25 protein-coding genes are annotated in these 25,527 nt (G+C 69.6%); 14 read left to right on the plus strand and 11 right to left on the minus strand.

Annotation, left to right across the window (positions count from 1 at the left end; translation table 11 throughout):
- Window positions 1–19: 19 nt before the first annotated feature.
- Window positions 20–448, plus strand: coding sequence for a nuclear transport factor 2 family protein (locus C2L58_RS43105; RefSeq protein WP_103343382.1), 429 nt, complete (start codon window positions 20–22; stop codon window positions 446–448).
- Here C2L58_RS43105 and C2L58_RS43110 read toward each other — a convergent pair.
- The 3 genes from C2L58_RS43110 to C2L58_RS43120 all read right to left on the minus strand — a co-directional run bounded on the left by C2L58_RS43110 (window position 445) and on the right by C2L58_RS43120 (window position 4,711).
- The gene (locus tag C2L58_RS43110; protein ID WP_103343383.1) at window positions 445–1,491 is read right to left on the minus strand and encodes a phosphatidylserine/phosphatidylglycerophosphate/cardiolipin synthase family protein; all 1,047 of its coding nucleotides are present in this window, start codon (window positions 1,489–1,491) and stop codon (window positions 445–447) included. The two genes, C2L58_RS43105 and C2L58_RS43110, sit on opposite strands and share 4 nt — an antisense overlap.
- 134 nt (window positions 1,492–1,625) lie before the next feature.
- Window positions 1,626–3,455: an ArnT family glycosyltransferase gene (locus tag C2L58_RS43115; RefSeq protein WP_103343384.1), complete on the minus strand. Its 1,830-nt coding sequence runs from the start codon at window positions 3,453–3,455 to the stop codon at window positions 1,626–1,628.
- Window positions 3,455–4,711 carry a bifunctional glycosyltransferase family 2/GtrA family protein gene (locus C2L58_RS43120; protein WP_103343385.1) on the minus strand — a complete coding sequence of 419 codons (1,257 nt, stop codon included), beginning with the start codon at window positions 4,709–4,711 and terminating at the stop codon, window positions 3,455–3,457. The genes C2L58_RS43115 and C2L58_RS43120 overlap by 1 nt, the downstream gene beginning before the upstream one ends.
- 259 nt (window positions 4,712–4,970) lie before the next feature.
- Here C2L58_RS43120 and C2L58_RS43125 point away from each other — a divergent pair, with 259 nt between their 5' ends.
- Genes C2L58_RS43125 through C2L58_RS43140 form a run of 4 tightly spaced genes read left to right on the plus strand, consistent with a single transcriptional unit; the run spans window position 4,971 to window position 8,635 of the window.
- Window positions 4,971–6,188, plus strand: a complete 1,218-nt coding sequence (locus C2L58_RS43125) for a helix-turn-helix domain-containing protein (protein ID WP_103343495.1) — start codon at window positions 4,971–4,973, stop codon at window positions 6,186–6,188.
- Between the two features lie 14 nt (window positions 6,189–6,202).
- Window positions 6,203–6,961 carry a hypothetical protein gene (locus C2L58_RS43130; protein WP_103343386.1) on the plus strand — a complete coding sequence of 253 codons (759 nt, stop codon included), beginning with the start codon at window positions 6,203–6,205 and terminating at the stop codon, window positions 6,959–6,961.
- 5 nt (window positions 6,962–6,966) lie between these two features.
- A complete protein-coding gene (gene dcd / locus C2L58_RS43135) occupies window positions 6,967–7,590 on the plus strand; it encodes a dCTP deaminase (RefSeq protein ID WP_369904334.1) in 624 nt (207 codons plus the stop codon).
- A complete protein-coding gene (locus C2L58_RS43140) occupies window positions 7,574–8,635 on the plus strand; it encodes a thiamine-phosphate kinase (RefSeq protein WP_103343388.1) in 1,062 nt (353 codons plus the stop codon). The genes dcd and C2L58_RS43140 overlap by 17 nt, the downstream gene beginning before the upstream one ends.
- Before the next feature lie 4 nt (window positions 8,636–8,639).
- Here the strand turns inward: C2L58_RS43140 and C2L58_RS43145 are convergent, their stop codons facing one another.
- The 4 genes from C2L58_RS43145 to C2L58_RS43160 form a co-directional block, all read right to left on the minus strand.
- Window positions 8,640–9,149: a hypothetical protein gene (locus C2L58_RS43145; protein ID WP_103343496.1), complete on the minus strand. Its 510-nt coding sequence runs from the start codon at window positions 9,147–9,149 to the stop codon at window positions 8,640–8,642.
- 110 nt (window positions 9,150–9,259) lie between these two features.
- Window positions 9,260–9,532 carry a hypothetical protein gene (locus C2L58_RS43150; protein ID WP_103343389.1) on the minus strand — a complete coding sequence of 91 codons (273 nt, stop codon included), beginning with the start codon at window positions 9,530–9,532 and terminating at the stop codon, window positions 9,260–9,262.
- Between the two features lie 79 nt (window positions 9,533–9,611).
- Window positions 9,612–10,274 carry a Crp/Fnr family transcriptional regulator gene (locus tag C2L58_RS43155; protein WP_233226251.1) on the minus strand — a complete coding sequence of 221 codons (663 nt, stop codon included), beginning with the start codon at window positions 10,272–10,274 and terminating at the stop codon, window positions 9,612–9,614.
- A 20-nt stretch (window positions 10,275–10,294) separates the two neighbouring features.
- Complete coding sequence (locus C2L58_RS43160) at window positions 10,295–10,915, minus strand: hypothetical protein (protein ID WP_103343391.1); 621 nt, start codon at window positions 10,913–10,915, stop codon at window positions 10,295–10,297.
- 235 nt (window positions 10,916–11,150) lie between these two features.
- On the opposite strand from C2L58_RS43160, the gene C2L58_RS43165 reads away from it, so the two are divergent.
- Together C2L58_RS43165 and C2L58_RS43170 are read left to right on the plus strand one after the other, a co-directional pair.
- Window positions 11,151–12,221 carry a helix-turn-helix domain-containing protein gene (locus C2L58_RS43165; protein ID WP_103343392.1) on the plus strand — a complete coding sequence of 357 codons (1,071 nt, stop codon included), beginning with the start codon at window positions 11,151–11,153 and terminating at the stop codon, window positions 12,219–12,221.
- Complete coding sequence (locus C2L58_RS43170) at window positions 12,218–13,426, plus strand: hypothetical protein (RefSeq protein ID WP_233226252.1); 1,209 nt, start codon at window positions 12,218–12,220, stop codon at window positions 13,424–13,426. The genes C2L58_RS43165 and C2L58_RS43170 overlap by 4 nt, the downstream gene beginning before the upstream one ends.
- On the opposite strand, the gene C2L58_RS43175 is transcribed toward C2L58_RS43170, so the two are convergent.
- From C2L58_RS43175 to C2L58_RS43185, 3 genes are all read right to left on the minus strand, one after another.
- Complete coding sequence (locus tag C2L58_RS43175; RefSeq protein WP_103343394.1) at window positions 13,318–13,899, minus strand: GNAT family N-acetyltransferase; 582 nt, start codon at window positions 13,897–13,899, stop codon at window positions 13,318–13,320. The genes C2L58_RS43170 and C2L58_RS43175 overlap by 109 nt on opposite strands.
- A 108-nt stretch (window positions 13,900–14,007) precedes the next feature.
- A complete protein-coding gene (locus tag C2L58_RS43180; protein ID WP_199191707.1) occupies window positions 14,008–15,885 on the minus strand; it encodes an ArnT family glycosyltransferase in 1,878 nt (625 codons plus the stop codon).
- A 4-nt stretch (window positions 15,886–15,889) separates the two neighbouring features.
- Complete coding sequence (locus tag C2L58_RS43185) at window positions 15,890–17,425, minus strand: sensor histidine kinase (RefSeq protein ID WP_103343395.1); 1,536 nt, start codon at window positions 17,423–17,425, stop codon at window positions 15,890–15,892.
- A 188-nt stretch (window positions 17,426–17,613) separates the two neighbouring features.
- Between C2L58_RS43185 and C2L58_RS43190 the strand changes: the two genes are divergently transcribed.
- Window positions 17,614–18,186 (plus strand): hypothetical protein, encoded by a 573-nt coding sequence (locus C2L58_RS43190; protein ID WP_103343396.1) that lies wholly within the window; start codon window positions 17,614–17,616, stop codon window positions 18,184–18,186.
- A 21-nt stretch (window positions 18,187–18,207) separates the two neighbouring features.
- On the opposite strand, the gene C2L58_RS43195 is transcribed toward C2L58_RS43190, so the two are convergent.
- The gene (locus C2L58_RS43195; protein ID WP_199191708.1) at window positions 18,208–20,319 is read right to left on the minus strand and encodes a fatty acid desaturase; all 2,112 of its coding nucleotides are present in this window, start codon (window positions 20,317–20,319) and stop codon (window positions 18,208–18,210) included.
- Window positions 20,320–20,457: 138 nt separating this feature from the next.
- Between C2L58_RS43195 and C2L58_RS43200 the strand changes: the two genes are divergently transcribed.
- The 6 genes from C2L58_RS43200 (at window position 20,458) to C2L58_RS43225 (ending at window position 25,511) form a co-directional block, all read left to right on the plus strand.
- Window positions 20,458–21,048 (plus strand): TetR family transcriptional regulator, encoded by a 591-nt coding sequence (locus C2L58_RS43200; protein WP_103343397.1) that lies wholly within the window; start codon window positions 20,458–20,460, stop codon window positions 21,046–21,048.
- Window positions 21,049–21,178: 130 nt separating this feature from the next.
- Window positions 21,179–22,570: a trigger factor gene (gene tig, locus C2L58_RS43205; RefSeq protein ID WP_103343398.1), complete on the plus strand. Its 1,392-nt coding sequence runs from the start codon at window positions 21,179–21,181 to the stop codon at window positions 22,568–22,570.
- Window positions 22,571–22,708: 138 nt separating this feature from the next.
- Window positions 22,709–22,837, plus strand: a complete 129-nt coding sequence (locus C2L58_RS51355) for a hypothetical protein (RefSeq protein ID WP_255410630.1) — start codon at window positions 22,709–22,711, stop codon at window positions 22,835–22,837.
- Between the two features lie 25 nt (window positions 22,838–22,862).
- Entirely contained in the window at window positions 22,863–23,519 is a 657-nt protein-coding gene (locus C2L58_RS43215) for an ATP-dependent Clp protease proteolytic subunit (RefSeq protein ID WP_103343399.1), read from the plus strand.
- Between the two features lie 233 nt (window positions 23,520–23,752).
- On the plus strand, window positions 23,753–25,048 hold the full coding sequence (gene clpX / locus C2L58_RS43220) for an ATP-dependent Clp protease ATP-binding subunit ClpX (protein ID WP_004562779.1): 1,296 nt from the start codon (window positions 23,753–23,755) through the stop codon (window positions 25,046–25,048).
- A gap of 52 nt (window positions 25,049–25,100) precedes the next feature.
- Entirely contained in the window at window positions 25,101–25,511 is a 411-nt protein-coding gene (locus tag C2L58_RS43225) for a hypothetical protein (RefSeq protein WP_103343400.1), read from the plus strand.
- Window positions 25,512–25,527: the final 16 nt, after the last annotated feature.

Here is a 25,527-nt window from a genome sequence, read left to right on the forward strand (position 1 = left end):
TTCTCTGTAAGATCGTTTTGTGGACGACTACCGCGCGCTGGAGAACTTGATCTTTTCGTACGCGTCGCTGGTCGACGCGGGGGACTTCGCCGGGGTGGGCGAGCTGTTCGCGGAGGGAGCATTCGCGGGCACCGGCGGCGTGCTGCAAGGCGCGGCGGCGGTGGAGCGGATGCTGCGCGAGACGGTGATCGTGTACGAAGACGGCACACCCCGCACCAAACACGTGACGACGAACGTGGCCCTCGAGGTATCGGACGCGACGGCGTCGGGACGTGCTTACTTCACGGTGCTGCAGGCGGTTCCCGGGTTGCCGTTGCAGACGATCGCGGCGGGCCGGTACGAGGACAGCTTCACGTTGACCGACGGCGGTTGGCGGTTCACGGAACGCCGGGCGGTGGTGGACCTCGTCGGTGACATCAGCCACCACCTGCGGCCGCGTGCGGTCTAACCCGCTCGTCGGCGCAGGATTTTTCCGACCTTCGGGCCGTCCTCGATGATGAGCGGCGCGGCGATACCGCAACTGACCCCGATGAGAATTTCCGACCAGTGCGGAAGCTGGACCGGCAGGAGTGCCAGCGTGAGGACGATGATCGTGAACCACAGCTTCCACGGTCGCAGCAAAAGTTGCACTGCGCGGGCGAGCAGGCCGATGCCGGCGGAACGCGACCAAGCGTCGTCGAACAGCCTGACGAAAATGCGGACGAAGTTCGGAGTGAGTCCTTGCGGCGAAGCTACTTCGAGCATGACGCCTTCGAGGCTTTGCTGTCCATAGGGATCGTAGATGTCGAAGCGGACAGTCCGTCCGTCGACGGAGAAGCATGTCGCCAGTTCCATGTCCTCCGCTGTCCGGCAAAGGCGGACCGAAGCGTGGGAGTAGTCTCGGAAGCTGCGTTGCCACAAGCGGATTCGTTCGGCGGAGATCGACCGGACGTTGGCGGATCGCATCCTCGCTGCGAGAGCCGGCTCGGCGAGCAGGATCCTGACCCGTACTCCGGCCTGTGCCCGGTTGCGCAGCACTTCGACGGTGTCCTCGTACGGCGCGGTGACGAGCATGGGCAGGCAAATCTCGTTCTGCGCCGATTCCAGCAGCCGGAGGTAAGAATGGAAGACGGTGTTCTCCGGCATGGAACCGACGACCTGGACGTAGGCCGCGAGATCTACCCGGAGCCTCGCGAGCTGTTTCTCGACTTCAGGCTGCTTCAGTCGATTCGCGATCGATCTGCGTAATTTCGGTTCCTGGACGATCAGCTTCTTGCCGTAGACCTCGCGCTGGATGAGCCAGTCCAGTGCACGGAGGTCTTGGATTGCCCTTCGCGCGTCGACCACGGATTCCAGCCCGGGATACTGCCGGACGATCTCCACGAGATCGTTCTCCGACCGAGAATAGGCTCGAGTGGCCATGACTATGGCGAGAATGGACGCCGGGCCGGAAAGACCCTCTTGCTGCAGTTGCTGGGCAAGGTGGATTTCGGAGCGGTCGAGACCGGCCACGCTGCTCCCTCCCCGCGGCGAACATTCGATGCTAAGCCGCAGGCCGGGAGGTGTCTGTCCGCCATGCGGGTACCGGCGGACACGGCGAGGCCTGGAGGCCGGTGTTCTCAGCCTCCAGGACCCGTCGCGGAACTTCAGCTCTGCAGGTCGTACACCGTCTGGCCATCAACAGTGGTGGCCGTGAAGTTCGCCGTAACCCACTCCGTGATCTCCGACGACCCGCCACCCGGCCCGCCGCCGCGACCACCCTCGATGTAGTACTTGACTTCGCCCGCGGCAACGTAAGCCTTGAACTCCGCCAGCGTCGGCGCCGGGTCCGAACCGCTCCAGCCCCCGATCCCGATCACCGCCTTGCCACTCGCCAGCTCCAGCGAGGCCGCGCTCTGCGACCCCGTGGTCGCCGCGGCCCACTTCGTCGTGGTCCGAGCCAACAAGGAGCCCACCGCGCTCGATGAGTCGTCGAAGCCACCGAAGCCGCCCATCGCGCTCGAAGTCGGACCCGACGTGGGGATCGATCCCGAGTGCGCCACCGACGCCGTCTCGACGCCGTAAGCCGCCGACGACACGCCGATCGTCAGGACCACCGCCGCCGCCACGATCGCGACCACCCGGCGCGACGCCGGCACGCCCATCACCAGCACCGTGCCCACCAGCACCCCGAGCACCGCGACGATCCAGCGCAGCGCCGGGAACCACTCCGGCGTCCGGTCCAGCAGGATGAACGACCACACCGCCGTCGCCACGACCATCCCGGCCAGCGTGGCCCGCGGCGCCAGGTGCGCGCGGCCCTGCCACAGCGCGCGGCCCGAAATCGCGACCAGTGCCGCGATCGCCGGGGCCAGCGCGACCGCGTAGTACGGGTGCACGGTGCCGCTCATGAAGCTGAACACCACCGCCGTCACGACCAGCCAGCCGCCCCACAGCACCAGCGCCGCCCGGGTCGCGTCCGTCCGCGGCGCGCGGCGCGTGAACCACAAGCCGGCCACCAGCCCGATCAGCGCGGCCGGCAGCAGCCACGAAACCTCCGTGCCGAAGCTGGCGCCGAACATCCGGAACAGGCCCGTCGACCCGCCGAACCCGGTGTTGCCGCCCATGCCGCCGCCACCCATGCCGCCGCCGTTGCCCTCGCCGCCGAAGATGCGGCCCAACCCGTTGTAGCCCAACGCGAGTTCGAGCAGACTGTCTCCTTCGGACCCGCCGATGTACGGCCGCGACGACGCCGGCCACAGGTCCACCAGCGCGATGAACCAGCCCGCCGAAACGACCAGCGCCACGACCGCGCCACCGAGGTGCAGCAGCCGCTTGCCCAGCGACGCCGGCGCCGCGAGCAGGTACACCAGGCCGAACGCCGGCAGCACCAGGAACGCCTGCATCATCTTCGCCAGGAAGCCGAACCCGATCGCGGCCCCGGCCAGCGCGAGCCATCGCGGGCTCGCCGTTTCCGTGGCCCGCACGACGAAGTAGGCGCCCGCGACCATCAGCAGCACCAGCAGCGCGTCCGGGTTGTTGAAGCGGAACATCAGCGCCGCGACGGGCGTGACCGCCAGCATCGCTCCCGCCAGCAGCCCCGCGACCGGGCCCGACGTCCGCTTCACCGTCAGGTAAAGGATCCCGACGGAGGCGACACCCATGAGCGCTTGCGGGGCCAGTACGGTGAAACTGGAGAAACCGAAGATCCGGGCGAACGCCGTGCCGACCCACAGGGCCGCGGGCGGCTTGTCGACGGTCAGCACATTCCCCGAGTCCAGCGAGCCGAACAGCCACGCCTTCCAGCTCTGCGTCCCGGACTGGACGGCGGCGGCGTAGAAGGAGTTGCCGTAGCCGGACGCGGTCAGGTTCCAGAAGTACAGCACCGCGGTGGCGGCCAGCAGCCCGAACGCGGCCGGGCGGACCCAGCGCGGTGGTGCGTGCGCGGCGGGCTCCTTGCGGTGCGAGGTGACCGGGGCGGGCAGGACGGTGGTCATCAGTACTCCTTCTGGGAGGCGGCCTGGCGGCGCGGGTTGAACACCCAGCCGCGCAGCAGCAGGAACCGGAGCACCGTGGCGGCGAGGTTCGCCAGCACCAGCACGGTGAGCTCCAGGACGAGGCCGGGGGTGGTGGATCCGTTGAGCAGGGCCAGTGCCCCGCTGGTGAGCGCGAGCCCGAGACCGAAAACGATCAGCCCTTCGAACTGGTGGCGTCCGGCGCCGGCGCGGCCGCGGATGCCGAACGTCAGCCGCCGGTTCAGCGCGGTGTTCGCGACCGCCGTCACCAGCAGCGCGGCGAAGTTCGCCGGCTGCGCCCCGACGACCGTGCGCAGCAGCAGGAACAGCACGAGGTAGGCGAGCGTGCTGCTGACGCCGATCGCGGCGAACCGCACCAGCTGCGTCACCAGCCGCGGCGGCACGCCCGGAGCGTCGACGCCGATCGGCTGCCGGCCGAGCTGCTCGCGCAGCCGGCTGACCGGGATGTCCCCGGTGAACGTGGCCCGGGTGACCCGGGCGATGCCCTTGAGGTCTTCGGTGGCGGTTTTGAGGATGTTGACCGACGAATCGGGGTCGTCGACCCAGTCGACCGGCACCTCGTGGATCCGCAGCCCGGCGCGCTGGGCCAGGACCAGCAGCTCGGTGTCGAAGAACCAGCCGGTGTCGACCACGTGCGGCAGCAGTTCGCTGGCGACGTCGGCGCGGATGGCCTTGAAGCCGCACTGCGCGTCGCTGAACTTCGCGGCGAGCGTCGAGCGGAGAATCAGGTTGTAGCACCGGGAAATGAACTCGCGCTTCGGCCCCCGCACCACCCGCGCCCCCCGGGCGAGCCTGCTGCCGATGGCGAGATCGGAGTGCCCGGACAGCAACGGCGCGACGAGCGGCCCGAGCGCGGCGAGATCGGTGGAGAGATCGACGTCCATGTAGGCGAGCACGGCGGCGTCGGAGGCTCGCCACACGGCGTTGAGCGCGCGGCCGCGGCCCTTCTCGTCGAGGTGGTGGACGGCGACCTCGGGGAACTCCCGGGCCAGCCGTTCGGCCACCTGCAGCGTCGCATCGGTGCTCGCGTTGTCGGCGACGGTGATCCGGTACGGGTAGGAGACGTGCTCGGCCAGGTGTGCGTGCAGCCGTCGGATGCACGGTTCGAGGTCGGCCTCTTCGTTGTAGACCGGGATGACGACGTCGAGAACGGGCTGCGGGCCGGCCAGATCGACCGGGACGCTCCCGGGCCGCGATGCGGGGGCGGTGGCTGTCATGCCCCTACGATCGCGGCCGCCGCTTTGGTGATCGTGTGTTCTCTCTGTGCGGTTCCTGTGCGGTACCGGACAGGTGTGCTAGCCCGATGGGTGCGGACCTTTGTCGCACCCCCGCGCACGGGCTCCGGTCAGATAAACTGACTCCGTGCCCCCAACCTGTCACCTTCCTACATTCCTACAAACGTAGGTAACCGTGCCCGACCGTTACCTACCTCCACCGTCGGCCGCGGAGCGGCCGACGGGCAACGGTGCGGTGACGATCACTGTCGGCGAAGTGGGTGCGGAATTGCGTCGGTTGCGGAAGGCCGCCGGGCAGACCCAGGCGGACGTCGCGCAGATCATCGGGGTGAGCCGGGCGAACCTGACCCAGTGGGAAACCGGGCGCTACCTCCCTTCGGGAATGCATGCTCAACTGCTTGATGATCATTTCCGGGCAGCCAACGCGCTGGTCGAGCTGGCCGAGGCAGCCCGGTCGCCCGTCCCGGCGGGTGGCGCCGCCTTGTCCACGGACGCATCGCTGCTCGATGTCTTCCGGCGGGCCGGTCACAGCCTTGCCAGATATCTGATCCGCGACGAGAACGGTCGTGCGGTCGGCTGGCGGCACAATCTTCAGCAGCACGACGAGCAGACTGCCCACGCCACCGCCTGTGGGATCAGTGCCATGATCGTGCTGGGCGAGCCCCGCATTGACCTGCACACGGTGGTGGAGAGGCTGTACGCGAAGCGCTCCGGCTTCGGCTGGCAAGGTCGTTCCAAGGGACGCCGCCCGGAGGTCACCTCGGCGGTCGTGGACGCGTTGTTCCACGTGAGCACTGTGCTCACCGCCGCGGAAGGACTGGAGCTCCTCGAACACTCGCTCGATGACTACAGCCGAACCCGTCCGTTTCTTCTGGCCACCGCGTTGCGCACGTCGACGCGCCTCAGAGCCGACGCCGCGCTGACCCGCCGGCTTGCGGACGACCTTCTCGCGGCTCGGCTCGACTTCGACGGAACACCGCTCTGGGGTGAAAAAAACGAACCAGGGCTGGTTGCCCCGGTACCGTCCACCGCGCACACCGCGCGAGCCGTAGTGGCGCTGCGGGAGTTTTTGCGCACCGGTGAGGATCGCGCCGACGTCCAGGAAGCCGTGAAGGTGGCCACTCAGTGGCTCATCGACCGCACCCATCCGGACGACGGAATCATGGAGGACCTGCTGCTTCCCCAGCCTGGCTCCCGGGAGTCCGTCCGCGTGAACATCAAGCACTTCACATCTGCCTGGGTTGTCCAGGCTCTGGCCGAGGCGCCACAAGTGCCGGCGGCCCGGCTGAGCCGAGCGCTCAGGTCTTTGTGGGAACGTTACGAACCCGGTCTCGGTCTTTGGGCTTGGGGCAGTGGTGACCTTCCCATCTGGATGACCCTCGATGCCGTCACTGCCTTGCGCGCAGCTGCGCTGGCTTTCCCGGCACGTTCTCTCCTTCCTCCACTGGCCGCAGAATAGAGAAACACCACGCGATGAGCACGACTCCCTTCGTCGTCCCTGACGGCGAACCTGGTGATGCCTATCCCCGTCACCTCGCGGAAGCTCTGCACGACGGCGAGTACCGAGCGGGCCGACCCGCGCTGGTGGCCGCGGTCGAGCACGTCCGAGCCAACGAACACCTCTTCACGGCTTGGCTGCGCGAGATGTCGGCGGACCGGATCGCGGTCGCCGAGCTGCTCGAGCGTTCATACTGGCACCCGAACGGATTCGCGAAGATCGTCCTCGGCTCGATCGCCGAGTTCGGGTTCCGGATCCGTCTGCACATCTGGCCACGGAGTGACACTCCGTCCCGCGGAGAGTCGAACCCGCACAGCCATCGCTGGGAATTTGCTTCTTACGTGCTGGCCGGGACCGGGATGCACATGGCCGAGTTCGCGGAGACCGTCGAAGGTGGCCGGTCCTACCGGCGGTATCGCTACGGCGCCGATCCCGCGAACCCGGCTGCGCTGGTCGCCGACGGCGAGGTCCGGCTCAGACGCCGCATCGTGACCCACGTTTCGGGCGGCGACCTGTACACGTGCGGTACGTCGATCGTGCACGCGGTGCGTCCGATCGATGGGGAGCTGACCGCGACGGTCGTGGTCGAAGGGCCGCGCCGGACGCCTCATACAGTGGTCTACTGCGAGCCGGGAGAAGGCAGCGACCAACCCAACCTCGACCTTGCCGAAGCCGACTTCGATGAGCTCTTGAACGGTCTTCTGGCGACCCTCGGCGGCGAGGCCGCACCATGACGTTCATGGTGCTGAAAGCCCGGCTCAAGAGGCGCTACATCCCCGTGCTGCGGCCCCGCCGCGGTGTTCTGACCGACCGGGCCATCCGGCGTGCCTACCTGACCGGCGAGCTGTGGGTCGAGCCGTTCGACGCCGCGCTCGTGCGGCCGGCCGCGTTGAGCCTGCGACTCGGGCGTGAGGCGCTCACCTTGGTGACGACCGGGCCGGTCGACGTCGCGGACCGGTCGACCCATCCCGAGCTGGTCCCGAAGGAGCCGGACGGCCGGGGACGGCTGGTTGTCGAGCCCGGCGAAGTCGTGCTCGCGCCGACCCTCGAGAAAATCGGCCTTTCCGACAACCTGGTCGGTCTCGTCGACGGAATCAGCGACTACGCGCGACTCGGAATCAGTGTGGTGCTGTGCGGGCAGGTCAGCCCGGGTTTCGGTCGGCATGCAGGTGCCGTCCTCACCTTGGAAATCGTCAACCACCTGCGGCACCCGGTGCTGTTGTATCCCGGTGCGCGCATCTGCAACTTGATGCTGTTCGCTTCGGCCGGGAGCGAGCTGACCTACGGCGAAATGCCGCACAACTATTCCAACGACCACATGGTGGTCGCTTCTCGATTGGCGGATCATGTCTGGCACCACTGAGCTTTGCCTCGGCGATTTGGGAGAGCGAGGCATTCAGCAGAACATGTTGCGCCCCCGATACGGCGGCACGGACGGCTTCGGCGATGACAGTGCGCTGTTGCACAAGGCGAACACCCTGCGTGACTACGTGGCCACAACGGACTCTTGCCCGACGCCGCTGGTCAATCTCCTGGACGAGCCGGACCTGTACCACTCGGGCTGGCTCCTGGCCACGATCAACCTGTCCGACCTGGCCGCGGCGGGTGCCGAGCCGCTGGGCCTCGTGGTCAACTACACGCTGCCCAAAACGACCACAGTGCGCGAGTTCGAGCGACTGCTCGACGGCGTCGATGCCTGCTGTGCCGCGCACGGCACAGCAGTCGTGGGCGGGGACATCCGTGACGGGGAAGTGGCCCAGCTGACGGCGACGGCCATCGGACGATGCGCGCCGGGCAGCAGGCTCCGGCGATCCCGGGCACGCGCCGGAGACCGCCTGCTGCTGGTCGGCTCACCCGGCTATCTCTGGGCAGCAGCTCTGGTGAAGGCCGGTCAGGCGTGTCTGCCGGCACCGGTGTGGGACGAGGTTTGGCAGCGGGCTTGCCGGCCGATGGCCCAGCTGAAGGCCGGGCAGCTGCTGGCCGGGTCCGGGCTCGCGCGGGCGGCTATGGACGTATCCGACGGCCTTTTCGCCACGGTGCGCACGCTGGGCGAGGCGAACGACCTCGGCGCGGTGATCACCGGCGAGTTCGAGCTGGACGAACCGGTGGCCGAGGTGGCCGCCCAATCCGGTCTGCGGCCCTTCGACCTCGCCCAGACCTGGGGCGACTGGGGACTCGTCGTCGCCGTCAGAGCGGCGGACACCGGACTGGCGATGAAGATCATCCGGGACGAAGGAATCCCGGCGCAGGACATCGGGGTCCTGACCGACGAGAAGCGGCTGATTTTGGGGGCCGAGAACGCTCCGTGGCAAGGAGTCGCCCAGGAGCGGTTCTCGGCCAGTTCGTGGCATGGTGGCGGTGACCTGTCCACGTTGATCGCGGAGGTGCTGGGGACACCTCGACGCTGAACAGTCAGCTGTGCACCCGCAGGGGAACGACGTTGCTGGGCAGGGAACCACGACCCGGTTCGTGCTTCGGGGCCGTCGAGCTGATCGTCAGTGTCACCAGGCTGGCGTACCGCGGGTGGCGGTCGACGTACACCTCCGGCACCGCGCAGGCGGCGGCCAGGACCGCGCGGTGGCGGTGCAAGTGCTCGAACGCTTCACGGCCGAACAGCGACACGACGATGTCGCCGCCGCGGGGACGGCTCCACAGGATCGCCGGGAGGCGGCCACCGGGCAGGCGCAGGTGCGGGAAAACCGCCCGCAGCCGGTGCTGGAGGCGGATCGCGTGGATCCGGGCCTGCACCTGGCGGCGGCGCAGCACCGCCAGGCCGAGCGCGGCGGCGACGACCGCCGACGCCCACAGCGGGCCGGCCCACAGGGCGAAGGTCACCACGCCGTAGGGGAGCAGCGTCACGGCCAGGATCTCCCATCGCCAGTGGTAGATCCGCAGCGGGAAGGTCGGGGGCGTGCTGGTCATTTTTGTGTTCCTTTCGGTCGGCCGGCGGCGGATGAGGCCGCCGAAGTGGCGCAAGAGACGTCCGGCACCGGAGGCCAGCACGAGGGCGGCGACGATGACCGGCCCGGACGTCATGTCGGAATCCGCGTCTTCGGGGCGGGCTCGGGTTTGAGGTCGCGGTCGCGGCCGAGCTGCCAGGTCCAGCGCCAGCCGGCCCAGATCGCGACGGCGGAGCCCACCAGGACGAGGACGAAGGCCTGCCCCACCAGCCCGTCGAGCGGGGCGAGCCGCAGCAGCACCAGCAGCGCCCAGAGCTGGGACGCGGTGAAGGGGATGACGAGACCGGCCGCGTAGACGCCCCGGCGCCAGCGGCTCCGGCCCGGTGCGGTGGTGTAGGGGTCCATGAAAGCCCTCCTCTGCCGTGGATCCAGGAAACCTCCGGCTCGCCGGGCGTTCTGTGTCAGCTGACACAGAACGCGGGATTCAGCTCGCCAGTCGTCGAAGTTCAGCCATGCGGTGGATCGTCACCTGTCTTCTGCCGGTGCTGATCACCCCTCGGCGACGAAGGTCGCGCGTCGCGCGCGCCCAGGACTCCCGCGAGATCGCCGCGGTCATCGCCAGTTCGGCCTGGGTCGCCGGGACCGCGATCCGGATGTCGTCCCCGCGCGCCACACCGTGCTGGACGGCCAGTTGCATGAGCTGAGCTGCCACGCGCCGCGCCGCGGCCCCGCCGCCGACGTCCAGCCACTGCCGGCCGACCGAGCGCAGCCGGGCGGAGAGCACGAGCAGCAGCGCCCAGGAAATCCGCGACCGTGTCCGGCACAGCGAGACGAACCGGTCGCCGGGGATTTCGAGCACGTCGAGGTCGTCGAGCGCCTCGACGGTCGCGGAACGCGGCAGGTCGTCGATCGCGGCGAGCTCCCCGATGACGTCACCGGCACTCCGCACGCCGACGACGACGTCACGTCCGTCCGGCGTGCCGTGGACGATCCGCACGTGCCCGGCCAGCAGCACCAGAACGACGCTGGAGAGGTCGCCTTCCCGGCACACGGTCTGCCCGCGCCGGAAGGAGCGGCGGGTGGCGGACTCCGCCACCGCGCGGCGATCGGTCGGGGCCAGTTCGGCCCAGAAGCCCGTCGATTCCATGGTCCCCACCTCTTTTCGTGCTACGCGGGCATGTCCTCCTGGCGATGACCGGCTTCGGGGACGTGAAGCCACCCGCGGAGCCGCTGGGTGCCGACTTTGATCGGCACCGTCTGGAAGTACGCGGTGTGATCGATCCCCGGGTAGCCGTGCCGGACGACCGAGCGGTGTATCTCCGGTGAAATCACGAGCACGAGCGGTGCGGCCGTGATACTCAGCTGCCGCCGGAGTTCCCGCGCGTCGACGAAGCGGCAGACGATGTCGACGTCCTCGCCGTACGGGCCATGGCTGTCGTAGTGCACCTCGCCGGCGTGTACGGCGACCCGGAGCCGGAAGGCGAGCTCCGGATGGCTCTCGGCGTGCTTGTCCAGCAGCTCTGCCAGAGCCGGGACGACGGTGGTGAGCAGCACCGGCTTCGGAGCCTGGTCGACGGGCCGGATCAGGCACAGTGCACCGTCACCCCGGTCGACGAAGCCGTCGCGGAACTTCTTGGTGATCCCGCCGGTCAGGAAGGCCTCGTCCAGCAGCTCGAACAGGACGGTGCGGAGCCGGGCCCTGGCGGGGTTGGTCCGCGTCGTCGAGCCTTCGATGTCGACCGCCACCATGGCCCGGTGGAGGGGAAGGGGCTGTGCTGGAATACTCATGGCCTGCTCCTGCCTTCAGATCGAAACTGAAGTTCAGTCAAGGAGACTGTAAGGCGTGAAGTACCCCGGATCAACTGAGATGAATCGGTGTTATCTGTTCGGTGCCAGCAAGTTCTGCTGACCGTAACGTTTCAGTCCCAGGTTCGGCAGGGCGCCGACCAGGGCGGCGGTAACAGGGAGTAGTATTGGCGCCCTCGTCGGGATTACTGAAATTTCCTGAAGGGTGGCCCGAGTCGTGTCCCCAGTCCACCAGCCGCGGCCTGCGCTCGCCCGCCGTCTGCGCGCCCTGCGCGAGACGCTGTGGCCCGATGCCGGCATCACCCAGGGCCAGCTCGCCCAGGCGTTCGGCGGGACCAAGCCGCTCAGCATCTCGCTGATCTCGTCGTGGGAGAACACCGAGAAGCCGGTCGCGCCGCCGACCAAGCGGCTTGAGGCGTACGCGACGCTGTTCGCGACTCGCCGGTCGCTGGACGGCGGCACGCTTCGCGTCCTCCCTGTCGGTCAACTGACGGACGAGGAGCAGGCGCGGCGCAAGGGCCTCCTGGAAGAGCTGCTGTGGTTGCGTGAAGGCCGGGAGAACGTCGTGTTGCCCGCCGCGGCGACGGACATCTGGACGTTCGAAGCGGATCAGAACATCACGATCGTCTGCGCCCGGCTCCCGGAGAAGTACCGGCAGCACCTGTCCTACGCGGACCCGGAGAGTGCCGACTTCGTCTCCCTGTACACCTACGCCGACCCGGACGCGCTGATCGAGCTGTTCGGGCACATCCGCTCGCGCAACCCGGACAACAACGTCAAGTTCTGCACCAGCGAGGAGCTGGTGGCGGACGACTTCACCAGCCACCTCGTCCTGCTCGGCGGCGTCGACTTCAACTCGGTGACCCGGACCGTGATCGAACGGGTGAAGCTTCCGGTGAAGCAGGTCGCCCGAAAGGCGGACGCCGAGCACGGCGGGTTTCTGGTGGAGGAAAACGGCGACCCGAAGCTGTTCGAACCCAAGCTCGACAGCCAGGAGCACCTGTTGGAGGACGTCGCTCACTTCTACCGCGGCGAAAGTCCGTTCAACCGAAAGCGCACTGTGACCGTGTGCAATGGTATGTACGGTCGTGGCACTCTCGGAGCGGTCCGCGCGCTGACGGACGCGCGGTTCCGCGACCGGAACATCGCGTACGTGCAAGGCCGATTCGGCGATGTGGAATCCTTCAGCATCATCAGCCGCGTACCTGTCGTCGGGGGACAGGGGCTGACCCCCGACTGGACCCTCGAGGAGAACCGGTTGCACGAGTGGCCCGAGGCTGCCGAGTGAACCCGCGGCAGCACGAGTCGCACCAGGACCTCCTGGCGCACTTCGACACCGAGGACGTCTCCGGCGCGACGATGGACGCGATCATCGTGCCCACCGCGCGCCCGCCGGCCTACCTCCGGCAGGCCATCGCCGCGGCCAAGGACCGCGACGTCCTGCTGCTCTTCCTGTGCAGCAAGCACTCGACCATCTCCGGGGCGGTCTTGGAGGCGAAGAACGCCGGAGTCCGCGCCCTCGCCATCGACACCGACCTGCTGAACCCCGGGCTGGTGCCGGAGTTCGCCACCGACAAGGTCGTGCGCTTCACCCGGTTCCGGCGGCAGACCGATACCAGCTTCAAGCGGAACCTGGCGCTGCTGGTCGCGGTGCTCGCCGGCTGGAAACGGATCCTCTTCCTCGACGACGACATCAAGCTGCCCTACCCCGCGGACCTCGGCGTCGCGGCCGGTCTGCTCGACGAATACTCGGTCGTCGGTCTGGCCAACGCGGGCATGCCGGACAACTCCGTCGTGTGCCACGCGATCCGGGACGCCGGCCGGAAGCAGGACACCTTCATCGGTGGTGGCGCTCTCGCAGTGGGAGAGGCGGCCTTCAGTTCGTTCTTCCCCAACATCTACAACGAAGACTGGTTCTTCCTCTTGGACGGCATGAAACTGCGGCCGTCCGCGATCACGGGCACGGCGGTCCAGAAGCCCTACGACCCCTACCGGGACGTCCGGCGCGCCCGCGGTGAGGAACTGGGCGACACCTTGGCCGAAGGCGTCTTCGGTTTGCTCGACAACCACCTCGGCTTGGCGCATGCCGACGAGGCCTACTGGGAAGCCTTCCTCGCCGATCGCCGTCGGATCATCCGGGACACCATCAAGCTGGTGCAGGGGTCGCCGATCGAGAAGGGTCAACAGGCTCGGATGGTCGATTCTCTGCGGGCGGCGGTTGGCCGCAGCGAGCTGATCACGCCGGAGCTGTGTGTGCGGTACCTCCGAGCCTGGCAGCAGGACTGCGTGCGCTGGCGGCAACGGGTGACCGACCTCCGGCGTGACCATCACGGCGGTTCGGGTGTCGAGCACGCCATCGCCGCGCTGGGCATTCCGCTGTTGGCTCAGGCCGGGGGCGACGGCCGGGTCAGCACGGCGGTGAAGCGGCGATCCGCGTCCACCTCGGTCCGCGGCACGGGGGTGATGGGCACCAGGTCCTTGACCAGCACGTGACACACCTCCTTCTCGCTCACGACCGTGCCGTCCGGTGAGGTCACCGCGGCCAAGCAGGTGACCTTGTCGTGGCCCCAGTCGCGATAACCGAGGTCGTCGTACAGGCGGGCGGCGTCGTGGTTGTCCGTCCGTACCGCCAGCGCGACCCTGTAGTGCCCCTTCGCGAGAAGATGACGCTCGGCCTCGCGAACCAGAGCCGTGCCGACGCCGTTCCTTCGCAGGTCCTTATGGACTTCCAGGTTCATGATCAGGGGGACGTGGGGCAGATGGTCGCGGATGGGCTGTTCTTCCGCCTCCTCCATCCACAGGTAGACGACTCCGGCGGGCCGGGAACCCAGCCAGCCCAGAAACAGCACACCGTCCTTATTCAGCTGTCGTTTGTGGCGATCGTCGAAGAAAGCGCGGTCGCGCAGCACCTTGGCGAACGATTCCAGGTCTGCCGATGTGGCCGGCCGTACGGAGCGCTCGGTCATCAGCAGGAACTCCTGTTCGCCTGGGCACCACCAGTGTGCCGGAGTTAGCCGGTTCTTGACCAGGTTGCCCGGGCCCGGACCGGCGTCACACCCTGCTTTCGTCGTGTCTCAGACGGTCGCAGTCAGGTCGTAGATCGTTACGCCGTCCACAGTAGACGCCTGATACCGCGAAGCAACCCAATCGGCGATCTGCTGGGCCGCGTCCGAACCGCTGTTGCCCTGCATCGACATACCCTCACCCAGGAAGTAGTGGATCTGCCCACTCGCCACGTACTCCTGAAACTGCGCCAGCGTCGGGTACGGATCCGTTCCGTTGAACCCGCCCACCGCCATCACCGGCGCACCACTGGCCAGCTGGTAGCCCGCTGCGGCGTTCGACAGCACCGTAGCCGCCGTCCAGGTGTAGCGAGAGGCGTCCTGCCGGAGCAACGTCGTGAGCGAAGCGCCCGGCATTGTCGTCGAAAGCAGCGAACCCGGGCCGCCACCACGACCGCCGCCGAAGCCGCCTGGGCCGCCGAAACCACGGCCGCCGCCGAGGCCGGATGATGGTCCGGCCGAGGGGATTGCTCCGCTGTGCGTCACCGCCGCCGTGGCCAGGGTGTACGCCCCGGTGCCGGACAGCGCCACCACCAGCGAAAATACCGCCACGAAAGAAGCCGCCCCGCGGGTCAGGTGGGGTGCGAAGAACAGCGCCACCGCCGACAGCAGGCCGGCCACCAGCACCGTCGGGGCCAGCCACGGCTGCCACGACGACCCCGAAAGCAGCAGGTACGTCGTCAGGGCCGTCAACGCCACCCCGCCGCTCAGCAGCCCGGACGCCGCGGGGCGCGAGCGCAGGCGCCACAGCTGGACCGCCGCCGTTCCGACCAGCGCCGCCACCGCCGGGGCCAGCGCCACCGTGTAATACGGGTGGATGATGCCGCCCATGTAGCTGAACACCAGCGCCGTCACCAGCAGCCAGCCGCCCCACAACAGCAGCGCTGCCCGGGAGGGGTCCGTGCGCGGGGCGCGGCGGGTGAACCACAGCCCCGCTCCCAGCGCCAGCAGCGCCGCCGGCAGCAGCCAGGCGATGCCGCCCGCCATCTCGCTGCCGAACAGCCTCGTGAGGCCCGTCGAACCCCAGCCGCGGCCGGCGCCGCCGCCGACGCTGCCCACCTCGTTGCCCGTGATGCGGCCGAAACCGTTGTACCCGAAGATCAATTCCCACAGCGAATTCGTCTGCGAGCCGCCGATGTACGGCCGCGACGCCGCCGGCCACAACGCGACCACCGCCAGGTACCAGCCCGCCGCCACCAGCACCGAGACCAGCGCTCCGAGCAGGTGCAGCAGCCGCTTGCCCAGGGACACGGGGGCGGCGACCAGGTAAGCGACACCGAACGCGGGCAGCACCAGGAACGCCTGCAGCATCTTCGCCAGGAACCCGAAACCGACCGCGACGCCGGCCAGCGCGAGCCAGCGCGGGCTCGCCTTCTCGCACGCGCGCACCACGCAGTACGCGCCCGCCACCAGGAGCAGCACCAGCAGCGCGTCGGGGTTGTTGAACCGGAACATCAGTGCCGCGACGGGGGTCAGGGCCAGCACCAGGCCCGCGACGAGCCCGGCCGCCGGGCCGGACGAGCGGCGGACGGCCGCGTACAGCAGCCACACCGAGCCCACGCCCATCAGGGCCTGCGGCACCAGGATGCTCCACGCGTTCACGCCGAACAGCCGCGCCGACAGGCTTATCACCCAGAGCGCGGCCGGGGTCTTGTCGACGGTGATCGCGTTCGCCGCGTCGCTGGAGCCGAAGAACAGCGCCTTCCAGCTCTGCGAGCCCGCCTGCGCCGCCGCGGAGTAGAACGCGTTGGCCCAGCCGGAGGCGCTCAGGCCCCACAGGTAGAGCACCGCGGTGCCGAGCAGGAGGGCGGCCAACGCGGGCCGGTGCCACGAACGGCGACCGGGAGCTGGAGGGGTCACGACGGTTTCGCGTGACGCGAGAGCGGTCATGAGCTCAGCTTGCGGTGTCCAGCTGGGGCCGGGTTGTGCCGGACCTGTGCACGCGCTGTGCGGGCACAGCCACGGGGAGCCGCACCGCGAACTCCGTCCGGCCGGGCCGGCTGTGCGCCTCGATGGAGCCGTGGTGGGCGACGACGACGGCGGCGGCGATCGCCATCCCCAGCCCGGTGCTGCCGGCGTGGCGGGAGCGCGACGAGTCACCGCGGGCGAACCGCTCGAAGACGTCCGGCAGCAGGTCCGGTGCGATGCCGGGGCCGTCGTCGGTCACCGTGAGCACGGCGCTGCCGTCAGCCGAGCGGGCCAGCGCCGTCACCACCGTGGTGCCCGGCGGGGTGTGCGTGCGGGCGTTGGCCAGCAGGTTCGCCAGCACCTGGTGCAGGCGCTGGACGTCGCCGAACACGAGCACCGGGTCCGGCGGCAGCTCGAGCAGCCACCGGTGCCCGGGCCCGGCGACCCGGGCGTCCCCGACCGCGTCGGCGACCAGCCTGGTGAGGTCGACGTCGCGCGCGTCCAGGGGACGGCCCGCGTCGAGCCGGGCGAGCAGCAGCAGGTCCTCGACCAGCGCCGTCATCCGGACGGATTCGGACTGGATCCGGTCCATCGAGTGCGCGACGTCCGGCGGCACCAGCGCGCTGCCGCGGGCGGCCAGCTCGGCGTACCCGCGGATCGCGGCCAGCGGCGTGCGCAGCTCGTGGCTGGCGTCCGCGACGAACTGCCGGGCCCGGATTTCGCTGTCGTGCCGCGCTTCGAGGGCCTGGGCGACGTGGCCGAGCATCAGGTTCAGCGCGGAGCCGACCTGGCCGACCTCGGTCCGCGGGTCGGTGTCGGCCTCCGGGACGCGGATGGACAGCGCCACCTGGCCGCGGTCGAGCGGCAGCTCGCTGACGCGGCCGGCGGTGGCCGCGACGCGGTCGAGCGGGCGCAGCGTGCGGCGGACCGCGAAGGCACCGAGGAGGGCCGCGCCGAGCACGCCCGCGGCGGCCACGCCGAACAGGATCAGCCCGACGGTGAGCAGGGTGTCGTTGACCGGCTTCATCGGCAGGCCGGTCACCACGACGTCGGACGTCCCGGGAACCCGCAGCGCCATCAGGCGGTACTCGCCGAGGTCGTCGAAGGACAGCGTGTGCGGCTCGCCGTCGGTGGGCACCGAGAGCATGCGGGCCTGCTGGTCCGCGCTCAGTTCGAGCCGGCCGCCGTGCTCGGAGATGCTGTCGTCGTGGACGAGCCGCCGGCCCGAGAAGGTGGCGCTCACCGTGCCGACGTTCTGCCCGAGCGGGTGCTGGCCCAGGCTCTCCGGCGGCGGACCGCCGTCCGGCGGCCGGACGTTGCTCGCGAAGACCAGGGAGCGGTTCGCCGCGGCCGAGAGCTGCTGGTCGATCTGGCGGGTGAGGAACACGTCGAGCGCGAACTCGCTGACCACCCCGATGATCAGGCACACCACGGTGAGCAGCACGACCACCGAGCCGGTCAGCTTCGCGCGCAGCGAAAGGCGCCCCCGGCGGGGGCGGGACGGGATGGTTCGCGCGGCCATGGAGCCAGCGTCCGTCCGTGCCGTGTGTGCGGGTTGTGTGCTGCCTGTGAGGCGGCTGTGGGGTGACCGGCCCGTCGCCGATGTCCGGTTCCTCCGGTCACAGGAACGGCTGACGGCAGGCACAGTGCGCACACAGCGAGGGGCTCCACCGTGGATCGCACCGAAGGACCACGTGAAGGAGCACCACCATGACCACACCGCAGGCACCGTCCACTCCGGACCAGACGTGGGGCGCGACGCCGGCACCGGACCAGGCCCCCAAGCCGGGCTGGTCGCCGGGCAAGAAGGTCGCGGCGGGCGCCGTCGCGGCGGTGATCGTGGCCGGCGGGGGAGCGGCGGTCTGGGCCGCTTCGTCGTCGGCGGCCACCGACACCCAGGCCGGACCGGGCGGCATGACGGGCGGACCCGGCGGAATGCCGGGCGGCGGACTGGGCGCGGCCCTGCACGGGGAGTACGTGTCGTCGGACGGAAACGGCGGCTACGTCACGAAGATCATGCAGACGGGCGAGGTGACGGAGCTGAGCGCGACATCGCTGACCGCCAAGAGCGACGACGGCTTTTCGAAGACGTACACGATCACGTCGGCCCAGGCGACCGGCCTGGCGACGGGCGACACGGTCACGGTGGTGGCCACGGAGTCCGGCAGCACGGCGACGGCGACCTCGGTGACGGACGGCGAGGCGGGCGGCCAAGGCCAGGGCCAGGCGCCGGGCGGCGGCCAGGGGACACCGCCCTCGGGCGCCCCGACCCGCACCGGCTGACCCCGGCGGCGGCTCCGGAGGTCAGCGGCGGTCGTAGTCGACCGCGACCTCCGGGGTGGTCGCGCGCGAGCGGCACGTCAGGATCCGGCTCGCCGCGACGTCGTCCTCGGTCAGCGCGTACCGGACGTCCATGTCCACCTGGCCGTGCAGCAGCGTCGCCCGGCAGGTGCCGCACGCGCCGCCGGTGCACGAGTACGGCACCTCGAACCCGGCCCGCAACGCCGCGTCCAGGACCGTCTCCCCGGCTTCGGCCGTGACGCACGTCGTCGTACCGCCCAGCGTCAGCGCCACCTTCGCCGGCGTGCCCGCCGGGTCGCGCAGGGGCGCCGCGCCGCGGAAGAGTTCGAAGTGGACGTTCTCCTCCGGGACGTCCGCGTCGGCCAGGGTGCGGCGGGCCAGTTCCGTCAGGCCGCGCGGCCCGCACAGGAACCACTCGTCGACCTTCGCCGGGTGCAGCCGGTTCTGCAGCAGCGCGCGCAGCCGCGTCCCGTCGAGCCGCCCGCGCTGGTAGCGCTCGTGGGAGATGGCGAGCGCCTCGCCGACCGCGTCGAAGTGCCGCGGCCGGTGCACGTGCAGGTCCGGGTCGCGTTCGTCGGTGCGGTAGTGGACGACGTGCAGCCGGCCGCCGAACCCTTCGGCGAGCGCGCTCAGTTCCGCCGCGAACAACGTCGTCGCGCCGGAAGTGTTGACGTACAGCAGCGTCGCCCGGCTGTGCGGTTCCGCGGTGAGCGTGCTGACCAGGATGGACAGCACCGGCGTGATGCCGCTGCCCGCGGCCAGCGCGACGTAGTGCGCGGTCCGGGCCGGATCGGGGGCGAGCGTGAACGCGCCGGAGGGCGGCAGGACGTCGAGGAAGTCGCCCGCGGCCAGCCTCGTGGTCGCGAAGCCGGAGAACGCCCCGCCGGCCCGCCGCTTCACCGCGATCCGCAGCTCGCCCGAGTCCGCCCGCGCGCAGATCGAGTACGTCCGCCGCACGGCCTGGCCGTCGACGACCGCGCGGACCGCCACGTGCTGGCCCGGCGCGAGCCGGAACTCCGGCGCCAGGTGCGGCGGGACGTCGAAGGTGATCGCGACGGCGTCCGCGGTCAGCGGCCGGACCTCCCGGACCCGCAGCCGGTGGAACCGGCTGGGGCCGCGCGGGGGCGGCTCGGGGCACGGCTCGTGGTCGCCGAAGTCGTCGGCCAGCCGCCGCCACGCGCGGTACTCCGCCGGCGTCAGCTCCCGGCCCCACGCCGTGATGATCGGGACGTCGCGGGCCAGGTACGCGTCCCGGTTGTCCCGCCACGCCCGCAGGTAGCGGTAGAACGGCACGGCGGGGTGGAGGTGGTGGACCAGGTGGTAGTTCTGGAACAGCATCATCGGCGTCACCAGCCACTCCAGCCCCACCCGCACCCGCGTGGTGCCGAACTTGTCGCGCGGCTTCGCCTCGGGCAGGCCGTGGTGCGGCAGCCAGTCGAACCACCACGCCAGCAGGGCGAGCCCGAGTCGCTGCGGCAGCAGGTACCCCAGCAGCAGTTCCCGGCCGTGCCCGCAGGCGATCAGCGTCGCGGCCGCGACGAACGCCAGCGACAGCAGCACGACCGTCTCCGCCCGCTCCGGCGCCGGGCGGGTGCGCACGCGGGCGATGTAGAAGCGCGCGTACCAGAGGTCGATGGTGAGCCAGCGGAACGGCAGCGACCACCAGGCTCCCTGCGACGTCCACGCGTCGGGATCCGTGTGCGAGTCCGCGTTCGTGTTGCGGTGGTGTTCACTGTGGATGAACCGGAGCAGCGGGAACGACGCGTACGCCGCGACGAACGGCATCGCCAGCCGGCCGAGCACTTCGTTGACCCATGTCAGCTTTCCTGCGGCGTGGTGGGCGGACTCGTGCACCACGGTGAACATCGTGAAGGTGACGATCGCGTGCAGCGGCACGGTGTACACCGGCGGCGCGATCCCGGCCAGCAGCAACCAGGTCGCGGTGGCCCACAGCGCGGCACCGCCCGCGAACAACAGGAGCGTCGGCACCGAAAGGCGGGGCAGCGGGATGCGGGGCGAGGGCACCGAGCGCGGCGCCGGCGCGGCGTCCACCGGCCCGGACGGGGAGGATCCGGACGTCCGGGAGCCGCGCGGCGGGGTATCGACGACGGGCATCGAGCGGTCTCCTCGGTCGAGAAGCTCCTGGCGAGGCGGGAGTCACCGTAGACAACCCGCCGGGGTTTGTAAACGTTGCGCCACGCTTCGAAAAAAGGTCCCGGCCAGCCGAACGCAAGCGGTGGGTAAGCTGAGCGTGTGAAGGCTGTCACCCATCCCGCCCCGGCACGGACCCGGGATCGGCTGCTGGACGCGGCGGCCGCCCTGATCGCCGGCGAGGGCTGGGCCGCGGTGACGATGGGCAAGCTGGCCGCGGACGTCGGCGTCAGCAGGCAGACCGTCTACAACGAACTCGGCTCGAAGGCCGAACTGGCCGAAGCGTTGCTGCTGCGCGAAACCGAGCGCTTCGCCGAGCGGGTGGGCGAGGTCGCCGCCGCCCACCCGGGTGATCCCGTCGAGGGCGTCACCGCCGCGTTCCGCCACACCCTCGAAGCCGCCCGGGTCAACCCGCTGCTGCTGATCGCGCTCGGCTGCTCGAAGGGCGGCCGGGACGACTTCCTCCCGCTGCTGACCACCCGCCCCGAGGGCGTGCTCGAGCGCTCGGTCGGCACCGTGGCGGTCCTGTTCGCCCGGTCCTACCCGGAGGCCGGGCTGACCCTTTCGGAGTGGACGGTCGCGGTCGAGGCCATCGTCCGGCTGCTGCTCTCCCACCTCGTGCAGCCGAGCGGGTCGGCGGCGCACGCGACCGGCCAGATGCGCTGGGTGATCGGCCGGATGCTGGGCGCCTGACGCCGCAGGTGGCCCCCGGCCCGGTGGCGGAGGCCACTGGCCTAGACTCGGACGTCCCGGCCTGACAGGTGAGGCGGGGCCATTTCCGCAGGATTGTCCACCACAATCGTTACCGCTCGAGGAGAAGACCTTGAAGAGCACCGTCGAGCAGCTGAGCCCGACGCGAGTCAAGATCAATGTCGAGGTGCCGTTCGACGAGTTGAAGCCCAACTTCGACCGCGCCTACCGCAAGATCGCCCAGCAGGTGCGCATCCCGGGCTTCCGGCCCGGCAAGGCGCCCGCTCGCGTCCTGGAAAGCCGGATCGGGCGCGGCCCGGTGCTCGACGAGGTCGTCAACGAGGCCATCCCGGCCAAGTACATCGAGGCCGTCCGCGCCAACGAGGTCCGCACGCTCGGCAACCCCGAGTTCGACGTGACCAAGCTCGAGGACCGCGACGTGCTCGAGTTCACCGCCGAGGTCGACGTGCGCCCGGAGATCGAGCTGCCCGACATGGACGGCTTCGCGATCACCGTCGACGACGTCGAGCTGACCGACGCGGAGGTCGACGAGCAGCTCGACGAGCTGCGCGCCCGCTTCGGCACGCTGACCGGCGTCGAGCGCCCGGCCGAGACCGGCGACTTCGTCTCGATCGACCTGGCCGCCACCGTCGACGGCGAGGCCGTCGAGGAGGCGAGCACCAGCGGGCTGTCCTACGAGATCGGCTCCGGCCAGCTCGTCGACGGCATCGACGAGGCGATCGTCGGCGCGAGCGCCGGCGAGACGAAGACGTTCACCACCCAGCTCGTCGCCGGGGAGCACGCCGGCAAGGACGCCGAGGTGACCGTCACCATCCAGTCGGTCAAGACCCGCGAGCTGCCCGAGGCCGACGACGAGTTCGCCCAGATGGCCAGCGAGTTCGACACGATCGACGAGCTCAAGAACGACCTGCGCGAGCGGCTCGGCCGCGTCAAGAAGATGCAGCAGGGCGTCCAGGCCCGCGACAAGGTGCTCGACGAGCTCCTGGAGCGCACCGAGGTGCCGATCCCGGAGAAGGTGCTCGACGCCGAGATCGAGAACCGCAAGCACGACGCGATCCACCCGTTCGACCACGACGAGGCCCAGTTCGCGCAGGCCCTCGAGGCCGAGGGCCGCACGCTCGAGGAGTTCGACGCGGAGACCCGCACCGAGTCGGAGAAGGCCGTCCGCACGCAGCTGCTGCTGGACACCATCGCCGACAAGGAAGAGGTGTCGGTCAACGACGGCGAGCTCACCGAGCGGATCATCTACCAGGCCCAGCGCTTCGGGATCAGCCCGGACGAGTACGTCCAGCGCGCCCAGCAGTCGGGCCAGCTGACCGCGATCTACGCCGACGTCCGCCGCGGCAAGGCCCTCGCCTCGGTCGTCCGTAAGGCGACCGTGACCGACGGCTCCGGCGCCGAGGTCGACCTCTCGGAGCTGTTCGGCAGCGACGAGCCGGCCGCCGACGTGGCCACCGAGGAGACGCCGGTCACCGACGAAACGGCCAAGACTCCGGCGGAGTGAAGCTGTGAGCGAACTTGGGCGGTGTCAGGCATTCTGCACCGCCCAAGTTCGTTAGGGTCGGATACAAGATCTCAAGCATCTGAAACGACAGCGGCGGCCGTCAGCACCGGGTCGCCGCCGGCGAAAAGGCAGGCAGACGTGACGCAGCACACGCCCGAGGCGCGGACCGGTACCGCAGGGCTCACCCTCACCGCGCAGGAGGCGAAGGACTACGGCTTCGTGGGCCACGTCCGCACCGCCGACATCGCCCGTCCGGGCTCCCGCTGAGCCCGCAGCACCAAGGAGACTTTCGATGAGCAACTTCAGGCTCCCGGGTGACCACTTCCGGGCTCCGAACATCCCCCAGTCGCGGTACATCCTGCCGTCCTACGTCGAGCGCACCAGCTACGGCGTCAAGGAGTCGAACCCGTACAACAAGCTGTACGAAGAGCGGGTCATCTTCCTCGGCGTGCAGGTGGACGACGCGTCGGCCAACGACGTGATGGCCCAGCTGCTGCACCTCGAGCACGAGGACCCGGACCGCGACATCCTGGTCTACATCAACTCGCCGGGTGGCTCGTTCACCTCGCTGATGGCGATCTACGACACCATGCAGTTCGTCCGCCCGGACATCCAGACGTACTGCCTCGGCCAGGCCGCTTCGGCCGCCGCGGTGCTGCTGGCGGCCGGCACGCCGGGCAAGCGCTACGCGCTGCCGAACTCGCGCGTGCTGATCCACCAGCCGGCCACCGAGGGCACCTACGGCCAGGTCTCGGACCTGGAGATCCAGGCCAACGAGATCCAGCGGGTGCGGCGCCAGATGGAGGTCATCCTGGCCACGCACACGAACAAGGACCCGGACCAGATCCGGACCGACATCGAGCGCGACAAGATCCTGACGGCCGAGGAGGCCAAGGCGTACGGCATCATCGACGAGGTGCTGCCGTACCGGAAGGCCTCGGCTCTGTAGCCGGATCCGCCAGGCCGGTGTGTGTCGAGAAGACGACATACACCGGCATCCTGGTTTAGGGTCGTCCTCTGACGTGCTCCCTGACTTCGTGGGTGTTCCCGCCCGCGGCATCGGACGGGTACCGTCAGTGGCAATGCGTGAGGCTCCGCTCGGTCACCCCTGACCGGGGGTCGCACCGTCGCAACACACGTCAGGCGCGGAAACCCGCGCCGGAGGGGACGAGGTCAACGGCCATGGCACGGATCGGTGACGGCGGAGACCTGCTGAAGTGTTCTTTCTGCGGGAAGAGCCAGAAGCAGGTGAAGAAGCTCATTGCCGGCCCCGGGGTCTACATCTGCGATGAGTGCATCGACCTCTGCAATGAGATCATCGAGGAGGAGCTGGCCGAGGCCGGCGACGTCAAGCTCGACGAGCTGCCCAAGCCCGCCGACATCCACGAGTTCCTCGAGCAGTACATCATCGGTCAGGAAGACGCCAAGCGGACGCTGGCGGTGGCGGTCTACAACCACTACAAGCGGATCCAGGCGGACGACAAGGCCGGGCCGAAGGACTCCAAGGAGGAGTCGGTCGAGCTCGCCAAGTCGAACATCCTGATGCTCGGTCCCACCGGGTGCGGCAAGACCTACCTGGCGCAGACGCTCGCGAAGCTGCTCAACGTGCCGTTCGCCATCGCGGACGCCACGGCGCTGACCGAAGCGGGCTACGTCGGCGAGGACGTCGAGAACATCCTGCTCAAGCTCATCCAGGCGGCGGACTACGACGTCAAGCGGGCCGAGACCGGGATCATCTACATCGACGAGGTCGACAAGATCGCCCGCAAGAGCGAGAATCCGTCGATCACCCGGGACGTCTCCGGCGAGGGTGTCCAGCAGGCGCTGCTGAAGATCCTCGAGGGCACCACCGCTTCGGTCCCGCCGCAGGGCGGCCGCAAGCACCCGCACCAGGAGTTCATCCAGATCGACACGACGAACGTGCTGTTCATCGTGGCCGGCGCGTTCGCCGGGCTGGAGAAGATCATCAACGAGCGGGTCGGCAAGCGTGGCCTCGGCTTCGGCGCGGAGATCCGCACCAAGTCCGAGATCGAGGAGAGCGACGTCTTCTCGGACACCATGCCCGAGGACCTGATCAAGTTCGGGCTGATCCCGGAGTTCATCGGCCGGCTCCCGGTCGTGGCGACGGTGAACCACCTGGACAAGGACTCGCTGGTCAACATCCTCACCCAGCCCCGCAACGCCCTGGTGAAGCAGTACAAGAAGCTCTTCGAGATGGACAACGTCGAGCTCGAGTTCACCAAGACCGCGCTCGAGGCCATCGCCGACCAGGCGGTCCTGCGCGGGACCGGTGCTCGCGGGCTGCGGGCGATCATGGAAGAAGTGCTCCAGCCGGTGATGTACGACATCCCGAGCCGCGACGACGTGGCGAAGGTCGTCATCACCGAGCAGACCGTCCGGGAGAACGTGAACCCGACGATCGTCGCCCGGCAGCCGACGCGGCGCGCGCGCAGTGAGCGCGGCGAGAAGTCGGCCTGACAGGCCGGGCGTCTCCGGGCCGCCCGGCTCGGAGACCCGACAGGAAAGCTGAATGACTGCTGACTCCTTCCCGGGTTCCGGGACCGGTCCCGCCGGCGGCGTGCAAGCGCCGGCGCCGCCGGCCCCGGAACCCGCCAGGACCACCCCGGCCGGGCCGGTCCTGGGGTTTCGTGAGCTGAGCGAGCGCGTGATCGCGTCCGTCGCCGAGCGGTGCCCGTGGCTGCACCGGGTGCTGATGGGCATGCTGGCCGTGTTCACCGGTACGTGCGTCGTCGCCGTCGTGTCCCGGCTCTCGCCGTTGCCGCTGATCCCGGTGCCGTTGTTCGTCGTCGCGGCGTACGGGCTGCGGCAGGCCCGCGGGATGACCGAGCGGCGTCAGCTGTTCAACTGGGTCCTGCTGTTCGCGCTGGCGACCATCGTCGGCTTCTGGCTGATCGCCGTCGTCGGCCGTTGGGTGGAGTGAGTTCCCGACGTCCGTA

The organism is Amycolatopsis sp. CA-126428, assembly GCF_002904335.1.
In the GTDB taxonomy this organism is placed as follows: Bacteria; Actinomycetota; Actinomycetes; order Mycobacteriales; family Pseudonocardiaceae; genus Amycolatopsis.